The 15560-nt window shown below is 37.2% G+C and carries 15 protein-coding genes, 1 tRNA gene and 1 other RNA gene; 13 read left to right on the top strand and 4 right to left on the bottom strand.

The genetic code is table 11. From position 1 onward, the window contains the following. Nucleotides 1–46 precede the first annotated feature (46 nt). Nucleotides 47–217 carry an NAD(P)H dehydrogenase subunit NdhS gene (locus O5635_RS05905; RefSeq protein ID WP_193741990.1) on the top strand — a complete coding sequence of 57 codons (171 nt, stop codon included), beginning with the start codon at nt 47–49 and terminating at the stop codon, nt 215–217. On the opposite strand, the gene rnc is transcribed toward O5635_RS05905, so the two are convergent. Beyond that, nucleotides 209–961, bottom strand: a complete 753-nt coding sequence (rnc, locus tag O5635_RS05900; protein ID WP_036900766.1) for a ribonuclease III — start codon at nt 959–961, stop codon at nt 209–211. The genes O5635_RS05905 and rnc overlap by 9 nt on opposite strands. 60 nt (nt 962–1021) lie before the next feature. Then, an RNA gene (rnpB, locus tag O5635_RS05895) (RNase P RNA component class A) lies at nt 1022–1416 on the bottom strand. A 38-nt stretch (nt 1417–1454) separates the two neighbouring features. Here rnpB and O5635_RS05890 point away from each other — a divergent pair. The 3 genes from O5635_RS05890 to O5635_RS05880 all read left to right on the top strand — a co-directional run bounded on the left by O5635_RS05890 (nt 1455) and on the right by O5635_RS05880 (nt 2459). Continuing rightward, nucleotides 1455–1528 (top strand) — tRNA-Arg (locus tag O5635_RS05890). 96 nt (nt 1529–1624) lie between these two features. Further along, entirely contained in the window at nt 1625–1921 is a 297-nt protein-coding gene (locus tag O5635_RS05885; RefSeq protein WP_036900763.1) for a hypothetical protein, read from the top strand. Nucleotides 1922–1991: 70 nt separating this feature from the next. Further along, entirely contained in the window at nt 1992–2459 is a 468-nt protein-coding gene (locus tag O5635_RS05880; protein ID WP_036900760.1) for a hypothetical protein, read from the top strand. 20 nt (nt 2460–2479) lie between these two features. Here the strand turns inward: O5635_RS05880 and O5635_RS05875 are convergent, their stop codons facing one another. Continuing rightward, entirely contained in the window at nt 2480–5002 is a 2523-nt protein-coding gene (locus O5635_RS05875) for a glycogen/starch/alpha-glucan phosphorylase (RefSeq protein WP_036900757.1), read from the bottom strand. 168 nt (nt 5003–5170) lie between these two features. On the opposite strand from O5635_RS05875, the gene O5635_RS05870 reads away from it, so the two are divergent. The 5 genes from O5635_RS05870 to O5635_RS05850 all read left to right on the top strand — a co-directional run bounded on the left by O5635_RS05870 (nt 5171) and on the right by O5635_RS05850 (nt 11071). Further along, entirely contained in the window at nt 5171–6538 is a 1368-nt protein-coding gene (locus O5635_RS05870; protein WP_036900754.1) for a cation:proton antiporter, read from the top strand. A 127-nt stretch (nt 6539–6665) separates the two neighbouring features. Then, nucleotides 6666–7613, top strand: a complete 948-nt coding sequence (locus O5635_RS05865; protein ID WP_036900753.1) for an alpha/beta fold hydrolase — start codon at nt 6666–6668, stop codon at nt 7611–7613. A 32-nt stretch (nt 7614–7645) separates the two neighbouring features. Continuing rightward, nucleotides 7646–8488 carry a galactose mutarotase gene (locus O5635_RS05860; protein ID WP_332299660.1) on the top strand — a complete coding sequence of 281 codons (843 nt, stop codon included), beginning with the start codon at nt 7646–7648 and terminating at the stop codon, nt 8486–8488. Nucleotides 8489–8500: 12 nt separating this feature from the next. Further along, the gene (locus O5635_RS05855) at nt 8501–9673 is read left to right on the top strand and encodes an alpha-hydroxy acid oxidase (RefSeq protein ID WP_036900747.1); all 1173 of its coding nucleotides are present in this window, start codon (nt 8501–8503) and stop codon (nt 9671–9673) included. Between the two features lie 24 nt (nt 9674–9697). Continuing rightward, nucleotides 9698–11071, top strand: a complete 1374-nt coding sequence (locus O5635_RS05850; RefSeq protein WP_036900745.1) for a four-carbon acid sugar kinase family protein — start codon at nt 9698–9700, stop codon at nt 11069–11071. A gap of 11 nt (nt 11072–11082) precedes the next feature. On the opposite strand, the gene O5635_RS05845 is transcribed toward O5635_RS05850, so the two are convergent. Further along, the gene (locus O5635_RS05845) at nt 11083–12507 is read right to left on the bottom strand and encodes an NADP-dependent isocitrate dehydrogenase (protein ID WP_036900743.1); all 1425 of its coding nucleotides are present in this window, start codon (nt 12505–12507) and stop codon (nt 11083–11085) included. A gap of 162 nt (nt 12508–12669) precedes the next feature. Between O5635_RS05845 and O5635_RS05840 the strand changes: the two genes are divergently transcribed. From O5635_RS05840 to O5635_RS05825, 4 genes are all read left to right on the top strand, one after another. Continuing rightward, nucleotides 12670–13086: a hypothetical protein gene (locus tag O5635_RS05840; RefSeq protein ID WP_036900740.1), complete on the top strand. Its 417-nt coding sequence runs from the start codon at nt 12670–12672 to the stop codon at nt 13084–13086. A 104-nt stretch (nt 13087–13190) separates the two neighbouring features. Beyond that, entirely contained in the window at nt 13191–13895 is a 705-nt protein-coding gene (locus O5635_RS05835) for a heme oxygenase (biliverdin-producing) (protein ID WP_269607208.1), read from the top strand. Between the two features lie 61 nt (nt 13896–13956). Then, complete coding sequence (locus tag O5635_RS05830) at nt 13957–14679, top strand: 15,16-dihydrobiliverdin:ferredoxin oxidoreductase (RefSeq protein WP_036900734.1); 723 nt, start codon at nt 13957–13959, stop codon at nt 14677–14679. A 12-nt stretch (nt 14680–14691) separates the two neighbouring features. Next, complete coding sequence (locus O5635_RS05825) at nt 14692–15465, top strand: phycoerythrobilin:ferredoxin oxidoreductase (protein WP_036900732.1); 774 nt, start codon at nt 14692–14694, stop codon at nt 15463–15465. The last annotated feature ends 95 nt before the right edge of the window (nt 15466–15560 follow it).

The following is a 15560-nucleotide window of genomic DNA, read 5'->3' as shown; positions in this document are numbered from 1 at the left end:
TAATTAAGCTGTAAATAGTTGTTTGTTTCACGTGCAGAATTCAAAAATGCTGATTTTGCCAGGTTCATCGGTAATCGTTAATGATAGTAATTCAATTTATAATGGCTACAAAGGATTTGTTCAAAGGATAACGGAAGATAAGGCAGCAGTACTTTTCGAAGGTGGAAATTGGGATAAATTGTTAACTATTCCTTTGAAATACCTTGATTTAGTTTGACTTCTTAACACTTTCTAAGGCTAAGAGAGCTGCTTCTTTTTCTGATTGTTTTCTGGAACTACCCCACCCTTTCCCTAAAACTTCTTGATTGATAAGTACTTCACAATAAAATCTCTTTTGATCACCATGCAACGTGGAAAGTTCTTCAGTTTTGTATATTGGAGTTTTAAATCCTTTACCTTGACTCCATTCTTGTAATGCAGACTTGGAATTTAATCGATGAGGGTCAGCAAGAATTTTTTTGCTAGTTTGCTTCCAATAAGGTGATAGCCAATTATGTATGACATCTAAATTGTTCAAGCATTCATATAGTGCCCCTATTAAGGCCTCAGTTCCTTCAGCTTTTATAGTTTCAGCAGCAGCATGATCTTTATATGCTTTTGTGCCAATTAGCATTCCTTCTTTGATATTTATTCTTTCGCCAACCTCTGCAAGCCAAGCGTCACTGACCATGTGGGCTCTTAATTCAGATTGGTCACCAACTTTTAAAGAAGGAAAATTTTCTTGTATATGTTCTGAGGCTGCAAGTCTCAGTACAGCATCCCCAAGGAACTCTAATCTTTCATGATTCTTTCTTTGGTTTCTAGAAGTATGTGTTAAAGCTTCATTGAGTATTTCTAAGCAAAATAATTCATTTTCTTGGATAAACTCAATATAGATTTTTTTTACATTAAGTCTGCTGATTAAGGCGTATATTTGCTGTTTTCTGTCGCTTGAAATTATTTCTTTTTGATTGGGATTCATGGAGCCCCCGTAGAGTTTTCGTTATTACTTAAATGATTCCGTGAAGTGTAAAAGTTTATAGAGTGAAAGCAGGTCATAAGCCGGGTTCTGTTAGCTATCCAAACTAGGTTAGCCGGTAATCATCTATCTGGGACTGATGTCTCCAACAGCCTCAAGCGGCTTTTTCAGGAGCATTAGATGGCCATTTTTGCTCCTTTGCCTTGCTCCGAGCCGGGGTTTACCAAGCCAGTACCTCTCGATACTGCTGGTGCGCTCTTACCGCACCTTTGCACCCTTGCCTGTGCCTAAGATGACTCTTAGGCCATCGGCGGTGTGTTTCTGTGGCACTATCCTCACGGTCACCCGCACTGGGAGTTACCCAGCAAGCTTGACCATCGCGGAGCCCGGACTTTCCTCAACCATTGATTTATTGCTAAAAGCGATAAATCTTGATTGCGATTACCTCTCCTGCTTTCATATTCCATAATGCCTTGTAGGAATCATTCATTCCAGTGGGGCTGTAGCTCAGTTGGATAGAGCGACGGTTTCCTAAACCGTAGGTCGTGGGTTCAAGTCCCGCCAGCCCCGTAATTAATTTCTTTATTAGGCAAAAAAAAAACTATATATAGCGGGTGGGCACAAATCGAACTCTCTCGCTAGTGTAGGTTCAGTTGGATAGTCCAAATGACACAGCTTCACGATTTACGTTTACGTCTTTTGGTACAACAGGAGAGTGAGCAAATTGCTCAATCACAAAATACTGATTTGGATTTATCAATTGTTCAAGCAAGGTGTCTTTGTTGGTTAGCGCTTCTAGCTGAAGCACACGAAGATCAAGCCAGTGAAGCAGAAGGGAAAGGCGATACTGAACAAGCTATGGGATGGTTTGCTGATTCAATGAGGTTGAGAGATGTTATTCAGGTTGTTACAAGTATTGAAATTCCCATACCGGAAACTGATGAGCGATCAGACGAGCTTTAACGATATTGGTAGTTGATTAACTTTATGGGCTGTAAAGATGTAATGATGGAAATGAGCTATTAGGACTGAGTTGCCTGAACAGCCTTGTCAATGCCCTGACTGTCAAAGGTTCTATAAAGAACACGATCGATTAGTGCGAGAGTTTCCAACTCTTCGTGAGCAACAAGAGATCAATTGGGCGGCTTTACAATCTTTTCGGACATTAGCTAGTCGAGCTCTTGATGATTTGCAGAAGCAATATGTTTCCAAACCATCAGATCCTTTGGCAGAAAGTATTTCAGATATTTCTCAAGATTCATCTTTAACAGATGAAGTTAATCAAGCTCTTACCGATCTTGAAAGTATTAATGCTCACCTTTACTCTATAGAAGTTTTAATGGAAAAAATATTTGATGTAAGAGTCCCTGAATCTATAGAAAATAAATTCAGAGAATTGGCAGGGGAACTAGCTCCTGACCCATTAAACCCTGATCGGTTACGTTTAAATAGACTTTTGCACCAAACTCCAGACTTGCCAGATAGAAATCAATCAAATTAACAATAATTTAGTATTTTACCCTAATTAACATCACAAGTAATCTCAACTTCAAGAGGACTTACATTCCATATTGATTCACAGTATTCTCTTATTGATCTATCTGAGGAGAAAAATCCTGATCTTGCAGTGTTAAGAAGCGCCATGCGATTCCATTCTTTATGATCTTGCCAGGCTTTGCTAACTTTATCTTGGGCTAATAGATAATCTGCAAAATCTGCCATGACAAAAAATGGATCATATCCATTAAGGCTATTTAAAAGAGGTCTGAATAATTCAGTATCACCATTACTAAAGTGTCCTAATTCTATTAATCGTAATGCCTCAGATAATTCAGGGCAACTTTCTATATACTTTTTAGGGTTATAACCATTCTTTCGAAGTTCCATTATTTCAGATTCTGTATTACCAAAAAGAAAAAAGTTATCTGCACCAACCCGGTCACGAATTTCTACATTTGCACCATCTAATGTTCCAATAGTAAGGGCACCGTTCATTGCAAATTTCATATTTCCAGTTCCAGAAGCTTCTTTCCCGGCAGTAGAAATTTGTTCTGATAAGTCAGTCGCTGAATATACCTGCTCCCCTAGCTTTACATTATAGTCAGGCAGAAATACAACTCTAAGTTGTCCATCCATATCAGGATCTGCGTTAACAACCTCTGCTATTCCATTAATGAAACGTATCATCAACTTTGCCATAAAATAACCTGGCGCTGCTTTGCCCCCAAAAATTACTGTTCTTGGAGCCATATTGCTTATATTTCCATTTTTAATTCTGAGATATTGAGCAATAATTTGTAGAGCATTTAGATGCTGGCGTTTGTATTGATGGATTCTTTTTACTTGGACATCGAACAGGCTAGAGGGATCAACTAATACACCAGTTTGTCTATGTATATAGCCCGCTAGTTTTCGTTTGCCAGATAACTTTGTAGAACCAAATAGCTCTAGAAAGTTTGTATCTAGTTCTTTCTTTTCCAATTTGGTCAATAAATCCATATTTGTAATCCAACCTGAACCGACTTCTTTATCTAAAAGTGAAGCAAGTTCAGGGTTTGCTAATGCCACCCAGCGTCTAGGTGTAACTCCATTTGTGACGTTGGTAAATTTTTGAGGCCATAAATCTGCAAATTCAGGCATTAATTGACGTTTAATTAAATCCGAGTGCAAAGCAGCAACACCATTTACATTGTGTGCACCAATAGTTGCCAAATGAGCCATCCTGACTGCTTTCCCACCATCTTCATCAATAATCGAAAGCTTCCTTAATATGCTGTCATTGCCTGGATAACGAAGCCTGACTTGTTGTAAGAATCTCTTATTGATTTCATAAATTACTTCTAAATGCCTTGGCAACAAGTTTTTGAATAAATTTAAATCCCATTTCTCTAGCGCTTCTGGTAATAAAGTGTGGTTTGTATATGCAACTGATCGATTAGTAATATCCCAGGCCTTTTCCCATTCCATATGATGATTATCTATTAATAATCTCATTAACTCAGCTACTGCAATAGCTGGGTGGGTGTCATTTAGTTGAACAGTCCAATGCCGGGGAAATTCTTCTATAGGAATATTTCTTTTCTCAAGACTTCTTAACATGTCTTGCAGTGAACAGCTTACAAAAAAGTGTTGTTGCTTAAGCCTTAATCGCCTACCTTCATCTGTCCCATCATTTGGATAAAGAACTTTAGAAAGAGTTTCTGAAGCTACTTTTTCTTCAACGGCACCGTAGTAATCACCAATGTTAAATGCGTAAAAATCAAAACTTTCTGTTGCATCGGCACGCCATAATCGTAGTCGATCACAATTATTTACTCTATAACCAAGAATTGGTACATCATGCGGGACACCAATAGCATGTTCTGATGGTATCCATCGAGATCGATAATTACCTTGATCGTCGATATAACTTTCAGTTCTTCCACCAAAACCTACAAAACATGACTCGTCGGGTTGAGGTAATTCCCATGGCCAGCCTCCTTTAAGCCATTTATCAGTAACTTCTACTTGCCATCCATCACGAATTATTTGATTAAAAATTCCAAATTCATACCTAATACCATATCCAATGGCAGGTACTTGAAGACTTGCTAATGATTCCATGTAGCAGGCAGCTAACCTGCCTAGTCCACCATTGCCAAGCCCTGGTTCTTCTTCAACTTCAAGTATGTCACTGAGTGATTCAATACCAAATCTTTTAACTGCTTCTTCTGCTTCTTTTTGTATTCCAAGGTTTAATAAGTTGTTATTTAATTGTGGTCCGATTAAGAATTCTGCTGAGAGATAAGCAACAGTTTTATGAGGTTTGGCTCTAATTGCTTCTTGCGTGGCTAAGTATCTAGTCATAAGTCGATCTCTGACTGCATAACTTAAAGCCATGTAAAGATCTCTCAAACTTGCAGTAGTCGCTAACTTTCCAAGAGTGAAAAACAGATGCTCTGTCATGCCATCAAAGACTGCATCAGCATCTATACCAGCTTTTATAGGGTCTGCGTAACAGCCTGGAGTTGGCAGACGCAGTTCTATTGGCTGTGAGCTGCTCATAATGGCTTCTTATATGGAAGGACGCTAGCCAAGCTTTTCGTAACTCATCTTGTAGTAACTTCAGATCAACACCAGATTCCTCAAAAAGTTTGAATACAAAGGAAACTGGTCAATCTTGCTTTTTAGCAGTTTATTTTTTAACGGCTTCCTAGAACCCAGTTCCTGATGATGACACCTTTGATTTCAGTGCTTAGTACTCACGATGTGGAGGTTGCAGAAACACTAATAGGCGTTATTCGTTTCCTCTTGATATTTGTTGCTGCAAGAACTTTGGCCGAGATTTTGGTAAGACTTAGTCTACCTACGATTGTTGGAGAATTGCTTGCCGGTGTCTTAATTGGTGCTTCGGGCTTGCATTTGTTGATCCCCCCAAGTTCGCATACAGCTTTGAATGAAGGATTAGTTAATTTAATTAGCTCATTAGCCTCGATTCCTGTAGATGCAGTCCCTGACTTATATTTCGAGACTTTCCCTTCCCTCCAAGCAGTGGCTACCCTCGGTTTATATGCGTTGCTTTTCCTAACAGGATTAGAAAGTGAACTTGAAGAATTAGTTGCAGTAGGAGCCCAAGCATTCACTGTGGCTATGGCAGGAGTGATTTTGCCTTTTGCATTTGGTACCTTCGGATTAATGTTTCTTTTTCAGGTTGATTTAATTCCAGCAATTTTTGCTGGTGCATCAATGACTGCGACAAGTATTGGCATTACGGCAAGTGTTTTTGGAGAACTTGGCTATCTCAAAACACGAGAGGGGCAAATAGTTATTGGAGCTGCTGTATTGGATGACATTTTAGGAATAGTGATTCTTGCAGTAGTAGTAGCTTTGGCAACAGGCGGTTCGTTAGAAATTGCACCAATCGTGAAACTTGTCTTGGCAGCAACTGTTTTTGTCATAGCCGCAATAGCTTTAAGTAGGACAGCCGCTCCTGCTTTTGATTGGCTTCTTGATCGATTAAAGGCTCCAGGAGCAGTAGTAGTAGCTTCGTTTGTGATACTTGTCCTTAGTTGTTTTGTTGCGACTGCTATAGGTTTAGAGGCTGCCTTGGGGGCATTTGCAGCCGGTTTGATTTTAAGTAGTTCTAAAAATAATCATGCAATTCAGCAGTCAGTACTGCCCCTTGTTTCTCTTTTTGCAACTATTTTCTTTGTCTTAGTGGGAGCCGGTATGGATCTGTCAGTAATTAATCCTTTAGACCCTTCAAGTAGGTCAGCCTTAATTGTCGCTGGCTTCCTTTTAGTTGTTGCAATTGTTGGAAAAATTGCATCAGGTTGGTCATTTGTAATTGATAAGCCTACTAATAGGTTGGTTGTTGGCTTAGGGATGATGCCTAGAGGTGAGGTTGGTTTAATTTTCCTTGGCTTGGGAACAAGTGCAGGTTTGTTAACTCCTTCTTTGGAAGCAGCAATTTTGCTGATGGTTATAGGTACTACTTTTCTTGCTCCATTGTTATTGAGGTTAGTACTTAAAGATAAGAAACCTGGTGGAGGGAATTCCATCCCAGATGATATCGCTGCAGATCCAGTTGGTCTTGTGTAAACACTAAGTAAGTTGCTATCAACTTTCTATAATTAAATTTGACTCATAACTAAGATAAAGAATAAATTAAATTCTTATTTTTTAGTGGCTAACATTTCACTTCTTAGTCGGAAAGACAATTCTTCAAATGAACCCTTTAGTTGCAAACCCAAATGAACCTTGGAGTTATTTAGGTCATCAAGTGTTTTCTGTGAGTAGTAGTCCCAAAGATTTTGGAGCGAATAAAGAATTCAAAGAAGCACCCGTTTTATTGCTCGTTCATGGTTTTGGAGCCTCTACAGATCACTGGCGACACAACATACCTGCTTTAGCAAAGTCTCACGAGGTTCATGCGATTGATTTATTGGGGTTTGGTAGAAGTGCGAAGCCTTCTGAGTTGGATTATGGCGGGGAGCTTTGGAAAGAACAGGTGGTTGCATATGTCAAGGAAAGAATTTGTAAGCCGACAGTTATTGTTGGTAATTCTCTTGGGGGTTATGCAGCTCTTGCAGCAGGAGCTGCATTGGAATCTCAATCAGCAGGAGTAGTTTTATTAAATGCTGCTGGTTATTTCAGTGATGAGAAATTTGCATATCAACCGAAGGATGGGATTTCTAAGATGAGACAGATTATTGGGAAGGGTTTGTCGAGAGATTTGTTGATTAAATGGCTTGTTTATCCTTTGATTCAAAGATTAATATTTGAAAATTTACGTAGACCTAATGTTATTAGAAAAACTTTGCAGCAAGTTTACATTAATCCTAAAAATGTAGATGATGCTCTAATTGAATCTATTAGAAGACCTTCTTTAGACCCTGGGGCTTTTAAGGTTTTTCAAAAGGTTTTCCAGGCTAGGGGCTTGAAAGGAAAACCTATTGACGAGTTATTTAATGATTTGCAAGCTCCTTTGCTGTTGCTTTGGGGTGAAAGTGATCCGTGGTTGAGAAATGCAAAGGCTAAACAAGAAAAATTTAGGCTTTTTGCAAAGCAAGCTTCTTTAGAAGTTAGAGAGGTTCTTTTACAAGCAGGTCACTGTCCCCATGATGAAGTGCCTGAGCTAGTGAATCAAGAAATGCTTAATTGGCTCGAGAGTTAAATTGTTTGATACCTTGACTTATGACAAATTGTTTGACTAGAAAAGATTCTCCATATCCTCATTGGCAGTTTGTAAATATTGATTCTGGAGATTATTTACGGATAGTACCTGAGCGAGGAGGTTTGATTACAGCTTGGAATTGTAATGGAAGGGAAGTTCTTTACTTTGATGCCGAACGTTTTCAAAATAAACTTGCAAGTGTTAGAGGAGGTATCCCTGTACTATTTCCAATTTGTGGGGATTTACCTGGGAATTATTTATGCTTACCTCAAGGACAATTCAAGATTAATCAACATGGATTTGCTAGAGATATGCCATGGAAAATAAAGTCTTTAGAGGATGAATACGGCATTTTACTATGCTTGTCTGACTCAGATAAATCAAAAGAATCCTTCCCTTTTTCTTTTTTGATCGAGATGAAGATCTTGTTAATAGATAATTCATTAGAAATTAGAATTTCTATCACAAATCGTGGCAATGAAACTATGCCTTTTAGTTTTGGATTGCATCCTTATTTCTTAGTCAAAGATTTAGACCATGTTTTGATTAATGGCTTGCCTCAGAAATGTATCAATCATATTGATAAGAGTGAGGTGGTAACTAAGACGCAATTACAAAAATTGTCTAAAGGTGTCGACTTTCTTTCTATTTCTAACGAACCAATTACTTTAATTGACTCTTTGGAAGGTAGCACTCTTGAATTACATCATCAAAGTCCTATGAATTTAACTGTCATATGGACTGATCCGCCAAGGCAAATGATTTGTTTAGAGCCTTGGACTAGCCCAAGAGAGTCTTTGGCTAGTGGTGATCGTATGCTTTTCCTAGAACCCGGAGCTTCTAAAGAGCTGAGTTGTAGGTTCTTATCCAATTAATTCCTTGCCATCATGGGAGCCAATGTTTCATCGCCAAAGGTTGTAAATATCAGTGATCTTCGTCTATTAGCAAAAAACCGTTTGCCACAAATGGTTTTTGATTATATAGATAGTGGTGCCGATAGAGAGCAAACTTTATCTCAGAATTGCAGTGCATATAAGGAAATCTTGTTCCGTCCAAGGTGTGCTGTTGCAATACCATCTTGCGACTTGTCAATTTCAATTTTCAACCAGAATTTTGAGCTCCCCTTCATTCTTGCTCCTGTGGGTAGTAGCAGAATGTTTTACCCAAAAGGAGAAGTGGTAGCAGCTCGCGAAGCAGGGATTGCAGGTACAGGTTATTCATTATCTACTTTGTCTGGTTGTAGGTTGGAAGAAGTTAAAGCAGCAACAAATTTCCCAGCTTGGTATCAGCTTTATTTACTTGGTGGTAGAGATGTCGCACTAAAAACTATTCAAAGAGCAAAAGATGCAGGCTTCTCAGCAATTATTGTCACCATTGATACCCCAGTTTCTGGTTTAAGAGAAAGAGATCTTAGAAATGGAACTAAAGAATTGCTTTCTATGAATCCTGTAAAAATGCTTCCGCATATTTCTCAGATGCTAGTTAAACCATGCTGGCTAACTCAATGGTTCAGTGATGGTGGTTTAATGAATTTCCCAAATGTTGAACTCGAGAGTGGGCCTATGGGGTATACGGAAATAGCTCCTGCTTTAGAGGAATCAGTTGTAACTTGGGAGGATTTGAGTTGGATTAGAGAAGCCTGGGGCGGCAAAATAATTGTTAAAGGTGTTCATATTGGTGATGATGCGAGAAAAGCTATTGATTTAGGCGTTGATGCGATTGTTGTTTCTAATCATGGAGCGCGTCAATTAGATGGAGTTGCCCCCACTATTAGATCACTTCCAGAAATCATTAAAGCATCGAATGGAGAAATAGATGTTTTATTAGATGGCGGAATTCGTAGAGGTAGTGACATAGTTAAAGCTTTGTGTTTAGGAGCTAAAGGTGTTCTAGTTGGCAGGGCATATGCTTATGGACTAGCAGCAGCTGGAGGAGCTGGTGTAGCAAGGGCAATTGAGATTTTGAAAACTGATATCTTGCGCACAATGAAATTATTGGGTTGTGATTCTGTTCAAAAGTTAGATCGCTCTTTTGTCAAAGTACCTGAGCATTGGGATTAAAATTGACTATTCGACTTTATTAATTTGATTAAGAAAAGCTTTAAAAAAATCATTATATTCGATGATGATCCAACAGGATCTCAAACAGTTTTTAACTGTACTTTACTTTTAAAATGGAATGAAGATTTATTATATAAGGCATTTAAAGAATCATCAAAAATGCTTTTTTTGTTAGTTAATACTCGTGCATTATCACCCAGCTTAGTGGAAAAAAGGACAAAGAAAATTTGCAGATCATTATTAAATATCTTGAACAAAGAAAAGATCAGCATCGAAGATATTTTATTTATTAGTCGTGGCGATTCCACACTTAGAGGCCATGGAGTTCTAGAGCCATTCATCCTAAACCAAGCATTAGGACCTTTTGATGCAACATTTCATGTACCAGCATTTCTAGAAGGAGGGAGGACTACGGTTGATGGCATGCATTATTTAGATGGATTGCCAGTACATAAAACTATCTTTGCTAAAGATAAAATTTTTGGCTATGAAACAAGTTTTCTACCTGCTTGGCTTGAAGCTAAAAGTAATGGCAAGATTAAAGAAAGTAATGTGGAATTAATATCAATTGAAAGACTTGAATCAGCTATTAATAGCAAAGATGGAATGAATCAATTAATTAATTACTTATCTAATTTTAACTATAATCAACAATCAGTTGTTGATGCTAAAACTCCAGCTCATATTAAAATTTTTAGTGATGCAGTTAGAAGCTTAATACATAGAAAAAGATTTCTTTTTAGATCTGCAGCAAGTTTGATTAATGGTTTGGCAAATGTTACCTCCTCTTCTAATCCTATTAAAGACTTTTCTTCTTTCAGATTAAAGAATGATAAAGGTTACCATAAGCCTGGCTTAATTGTGGTTGGTTCGCATGTACAGCTTGCTAATGATCAATTGCAAAACTTACTTTTGGATAAATCTTGTTCAGGTATTGAGATCTCGGTCCCAAAGATTGCTAGAGCTTTGGAAGGCTCGTTTGCGGAATATTTAATATCTGATCTTGAAAAGAACTGGCTTTCCCAACTTTATCAAATAATAGATACAAACAAAACGCCTGTAATTTATACAAGTAGGAAAGAGTTAAATTTTCAGTCGTCTTCTTTACGTTTAAGTTTTGGTCTGAAATTAGCAGAAATTATTGCTCGATTAGTTTCAGGTATTAGCCAAGAGTTAGGCTATTTAATTAGCAAAGGTGGTATCACTACAAATGCAATTATGTTGACTGGTATGCAATTGGAATCTCTACATTTGCTAGGGCAAATCATACCTGGAGTATCAGTTGTAAGGTCTTCTAAGATGAATTCTAATGATGCTTTACCAGTTTTAACATTGCCGGGTAATTTGGGCGATAAAAAGACACTTTTAAACTTAAAAAATATTATGGAGTCAAGCTGATTGATTATGGTTCAAAATCTTTCTATTATTGCATTTGCAAATCCACTACAACTTAAAGGCTCTACTTTTGGTTCCATTAAACGCGCCAGGTCATAAGTGACTTTTTTATCTTCTATTGCTTGGCTTAAACCTTTAGTAATTAAATTTGCTGCTTGTTGCCATCCAAGAAATTCGAGCATCATTACGCCACTAAGTATTACTGAACCTGGATTAATACGATCTAGGCCTGCATGCTTGGGAGCTGTCCCATGAGTTGCTTCAAATATTGCAGCGCTGTCCCCAATATTTGCTCCAGGAGCCATACCTAATCCACCTACAATAGCTGCAGCAGCATCTGAAATGTAATCTCCATTAAGGTTCAGAGTTGCCAATATGGAATATTCTTCTGGACGTGTTTGAATTTGTTGAAAAATACTATCTGCAATTCTATCGTCGACCATCACCATTTTCCTCCATTTGCCTTGTCCATGAGTGGGATTTATTGCTGCGATTACATTTTTAACTTCCTCACAAATAACTTTCTTTTTTTCTGTAGTCATTGATTGGAAACCTGGGTCAATCATTTTTGCATTTTCTTCTATATCTAGGTTGCTGTGTGTTTCTAAATTCCCGAGAATCCAACTTTCCCTTTCCGTAATACAGACTTCTCGAAATTCTTTCTTTGCTAATTCATAGCCCCAATCTCGAAAGGCTCCTTCTGTGAACTTCATAATGTTTCCTTTATGAACCAAAGTCACGTGCCTTTTACTGCCATTTAGTTTTAGAGCATGTTGTATTGCTCGTCTAATGTGTCTTTGACTTCCTAATTTGCTTACAGGTTTAATTCCTATCCCTGCATTCTCAGGTATTTTTCTATTTTTTATTTTTACGCTCTGGGGTATGACTTTTTGATTTAGATACTCAATTAAAGTTTGACAAATAGGGTCGTCTTCTTCCCATTCCACCCCCATATAAATATCTTCAGTATTTTCTCTATAAACAATGACGTCTAAGGCTTCAGGATGTTTGTGGGGGCTAGGAGTGCCTTTGTAGTATTTACATGGTCTGACGCAACTATATAGATCAAAGATTTGCCTGAGGGCAACATTTAAAGATCTTATGCCGCCTCCAACAGGTGTCGTCAAAGGCCCTTTTATTGCTATTCCATATGTTCGAATGGCTTCAATGGTGTCATTAGGAAGATATTCGTATGTCCCATATAAATCACAAGCTTCATCCCCTGCATAAATTTTAAACCACTCAATCAGTCGATCTTTCCCATAAGCCTTATTTATTGCCATATCAATGACTTTTTGTGTCGCAGGCCAAATGTCAATCCCTGTCCCATCTCCACGTATAAATGGAATAATTGGGTTCTCAGGTACTTGTGGTACTCCTTTGTCGAAAATGATTTTTGACCCTCTGGAAGGGGCAGTCAGCTTGTCAAATCCAGTCATAAAGATTTAATTAGTCTCGTCAAAGTATTTTTTGAGAATATGTCTTTTTGGTGAATGTTTGAACAAATTCGCATTTTCAAACCGATCCTTAAACCTGAGTTATAAATATGTAGGCTGCTGAAATAGAGCAAATCTGCAGCTTTGGTTTGCAAAGTTTAGAAAGTGAATGCATTAGAGCAAGCAAAAAATATACCTAGCGCGAAGGTAATTGCTTCGATAGGCACTCTTGTGCGTAATTATTTCCCCGCAGCATCTTTAAACCTAAGCCCTTGGAGGGATGATCCTCAAACAAGGTTCTGGCAAGAAGAAGAAAGTCTTGATTTGGCTTTTCATTTCCCAGGCTGGAGTCCTCGACTCGAGTGCAGAAGTTTTTTAATTCAGTTAAATATTGCAAACAAGGCAAATGAACCATTGCCTCAGCTTCTTGGAGTTTTGATTAGGGGGATGACTTTTGATGGAGAAAGATGGCGAATTGCTACTGTTGGTGATTGGACACCAACAGGCTCTCATTTGCCAGAATCTTCAGAAATTGATCAATTGCATTCTATTTGTAGAGATTTATTTGATTTGTTCCCTTAAGAGTCTTTTCTTGATGGATTTGCTTCTCTTAGTTTTTTCTACTAATGCTTATTACAGTAGAAACATTATGGTGGGGACACCCTTACTTTTGAAAGCTTTCTGATATGTCCCTAGATTTGGCTAAACAACTGAGAGAAGGTACAAGAAAGTCTCATACAATGGCTGAAAATACAGGCTTTGTAAGTTGCTTTTTGAAAGGTGTTGTTGATAAAGAGACTTATAAGAATCTATTGGTAGACCTTCATATTGTTTATTCAGCTATGGAGGAGGAAATTGATAAGCTCTCTGCCCAGCGACATCCTCTCATCACACCTATAAGCTTTAATGAACTAAATCGACGAAATTCATTAGAAAAAGACTTGGCTTTTTTTTGTGGAGAAGATTGGCAATCACTTGTGAAGCCTTCTCCTTCTGCTAATGCTTATGCCCAGAGAATCAGACAACTTGCCAAGACTTCTCCGGAGCTATTAATAGGTCACCATTACACAAGATATATTGGAGATCTTTCAGGCGGTCAAATTTTAAAAAGAATTGCTCAAAAGGCAATGAATCTTTCTGATGGATATGGTTTAAGCTTTTACGAATTCGACGCTATTCCTGATGAGAAGGTATTTAAAAACAAATATAGTCAAACCTTGAATGCATTACCTCTCGATCAAGAAAAGGCTGATTTAATTATAGATGAGGCGAATTATGCTTTTAAATGCAATATGGATATGTTTAAAGAACTTGAGGGTAATCTCATAGCTGCAATAGGGAAAGTTTTGTTTGGATTTTTAACAAGGACAAAACGTTCTGGAAGTACTTGATTAGATATATTATTTATTAATATGATTGATTATCTTGCAAAATATCGATTGACTTAATTTAATGTTCGATACTTACCTTGAAGAATTAAATTCTAATTTAAAACTAAAAAATGGTAAATTAATCCCACTCTCAGAAGGCTTGGCTGAATGTTATTCCCTTAAAGGAAAAGGTTATATAAGAAGTTGGCTTTGGTCTCTACCTGGATTCAGAAGGTGGCGTGTTACAAGAATGGATATTGCTGGAAAACTACAGGTTCTTAATTCAGTAGCCTATCCTGATTACGCTAATGATCAACCTATCATGGGTATAGATCTTCTTTGGTTTGAAACAAGTAAAAAATTAGTTGCTGTTATGGATTTTCAGCCTCTTGTTCAAGAAAAAGTTTATTTTGCCAGGTATTATAATGAACTTAAGCTTTTAAAAAAAAAATACCCTGAATTCACCAATCAAGACACCGTCAGATCTTATGATTTAAACCAATATTTTTCCCCTTGGGTTCTTTTATTAAAAGGAACTCAAGGAGAAAAATATTCTTCTCTCCCAATAGTTTTTACTAGTTTTTTACAGTCTTATTTTAGACTTTTTCAAAATTCTCATTTGGAAGAGTCTTATATAAAATATAATAAGGTTAAAGAATTGCATATTTCTTACGATATATATAGTGCTCAGAGAGACCCTGCCCATGGTTTATTTAGAAGTTATTTTGGTAAAGAATGGGCTGATCGCTTTTTACAAGAGTTCCTTTTCCCAAATAGTATTGGGAAAGATCAGTTAGACATTTGATATTCTCAGTTTATGAAGAAATCTCGAAATAAAAGCAATGACCCTATAACCCTGACTAATTGGCGGTGGTCAATTTTTATAAATGATGCACTCAATGCACTATCAACTTTTAAGCATCAACCTTACCCTATTTCTCCAGAATTTTTATATAAAGAAAATAGCATTGACTACAAAAAAACTCGAATTAATGCGAAAGCAATGCTTTGGGCATGTAAAACAGAAAAGATTCGACAAGCAAGAGCTGCATGTATTGATGCAGGTAAAGCAGCTTCTGTGTTAAACCTTGTCATTAATCCTCAGCATGATTTTGAATTGCCATTTTTTGGAGCAGATTTTGTTACTTTACCCTCTGGACATTTACTGGCATTAGATTTACAACCTGTATTACATAAAGATGATTTACATAATAATTATGTATTTTCTAGATTAATACCAATTTATCAACGTTGGAAATCATTTTTTCCTTCAGGAGGTCCAATTCCCGAAGAAGCAAAGCCCTTTTTCTCTAAAGGTTTTTTGTGGTCAAGATTACCCTTAAGTATTGAAAGTGATAAGATTATCGTGAATGAGTTAAGACAAGCATTTAATGAATATTTAGAACTTTATATTGATTTGCTGAAGAATTCTCACCCAGTTTCTACAGAGCGCTCTTCTAAACTTTTATCTGGGCAAAAAGCATATGTTAATTATAGAAGAGCAAAAGACCCTGCTAGAGGTATGCTTTCTAGATTTTATGGTAAGGAGTGGACTGAAGCATTTATCAATACTGCTTTGTTCCCTTTATAGAAATTTCGTGAGTAAACTTACTATAATTCTCAACATAAAAGTATAAAATATTTTCTATTTACGAGTAGATTGGCAGCATAATTTTTTTACTTTAT

The organism is Prochlorococcus marinus str. MIT 0919 (assembly GCF_027359375.1).
In the GTDB taxonomy this organism is placed as follows: domain Bacteria; phylum Cyanobacteriota; class Cyanobacteriia; order PCC-6307; family Cyanobiaceae; genus Prochlorococcus_D.
This window is presented reverse-complemented; position numbering and strand designations above follow the sequence as displayed.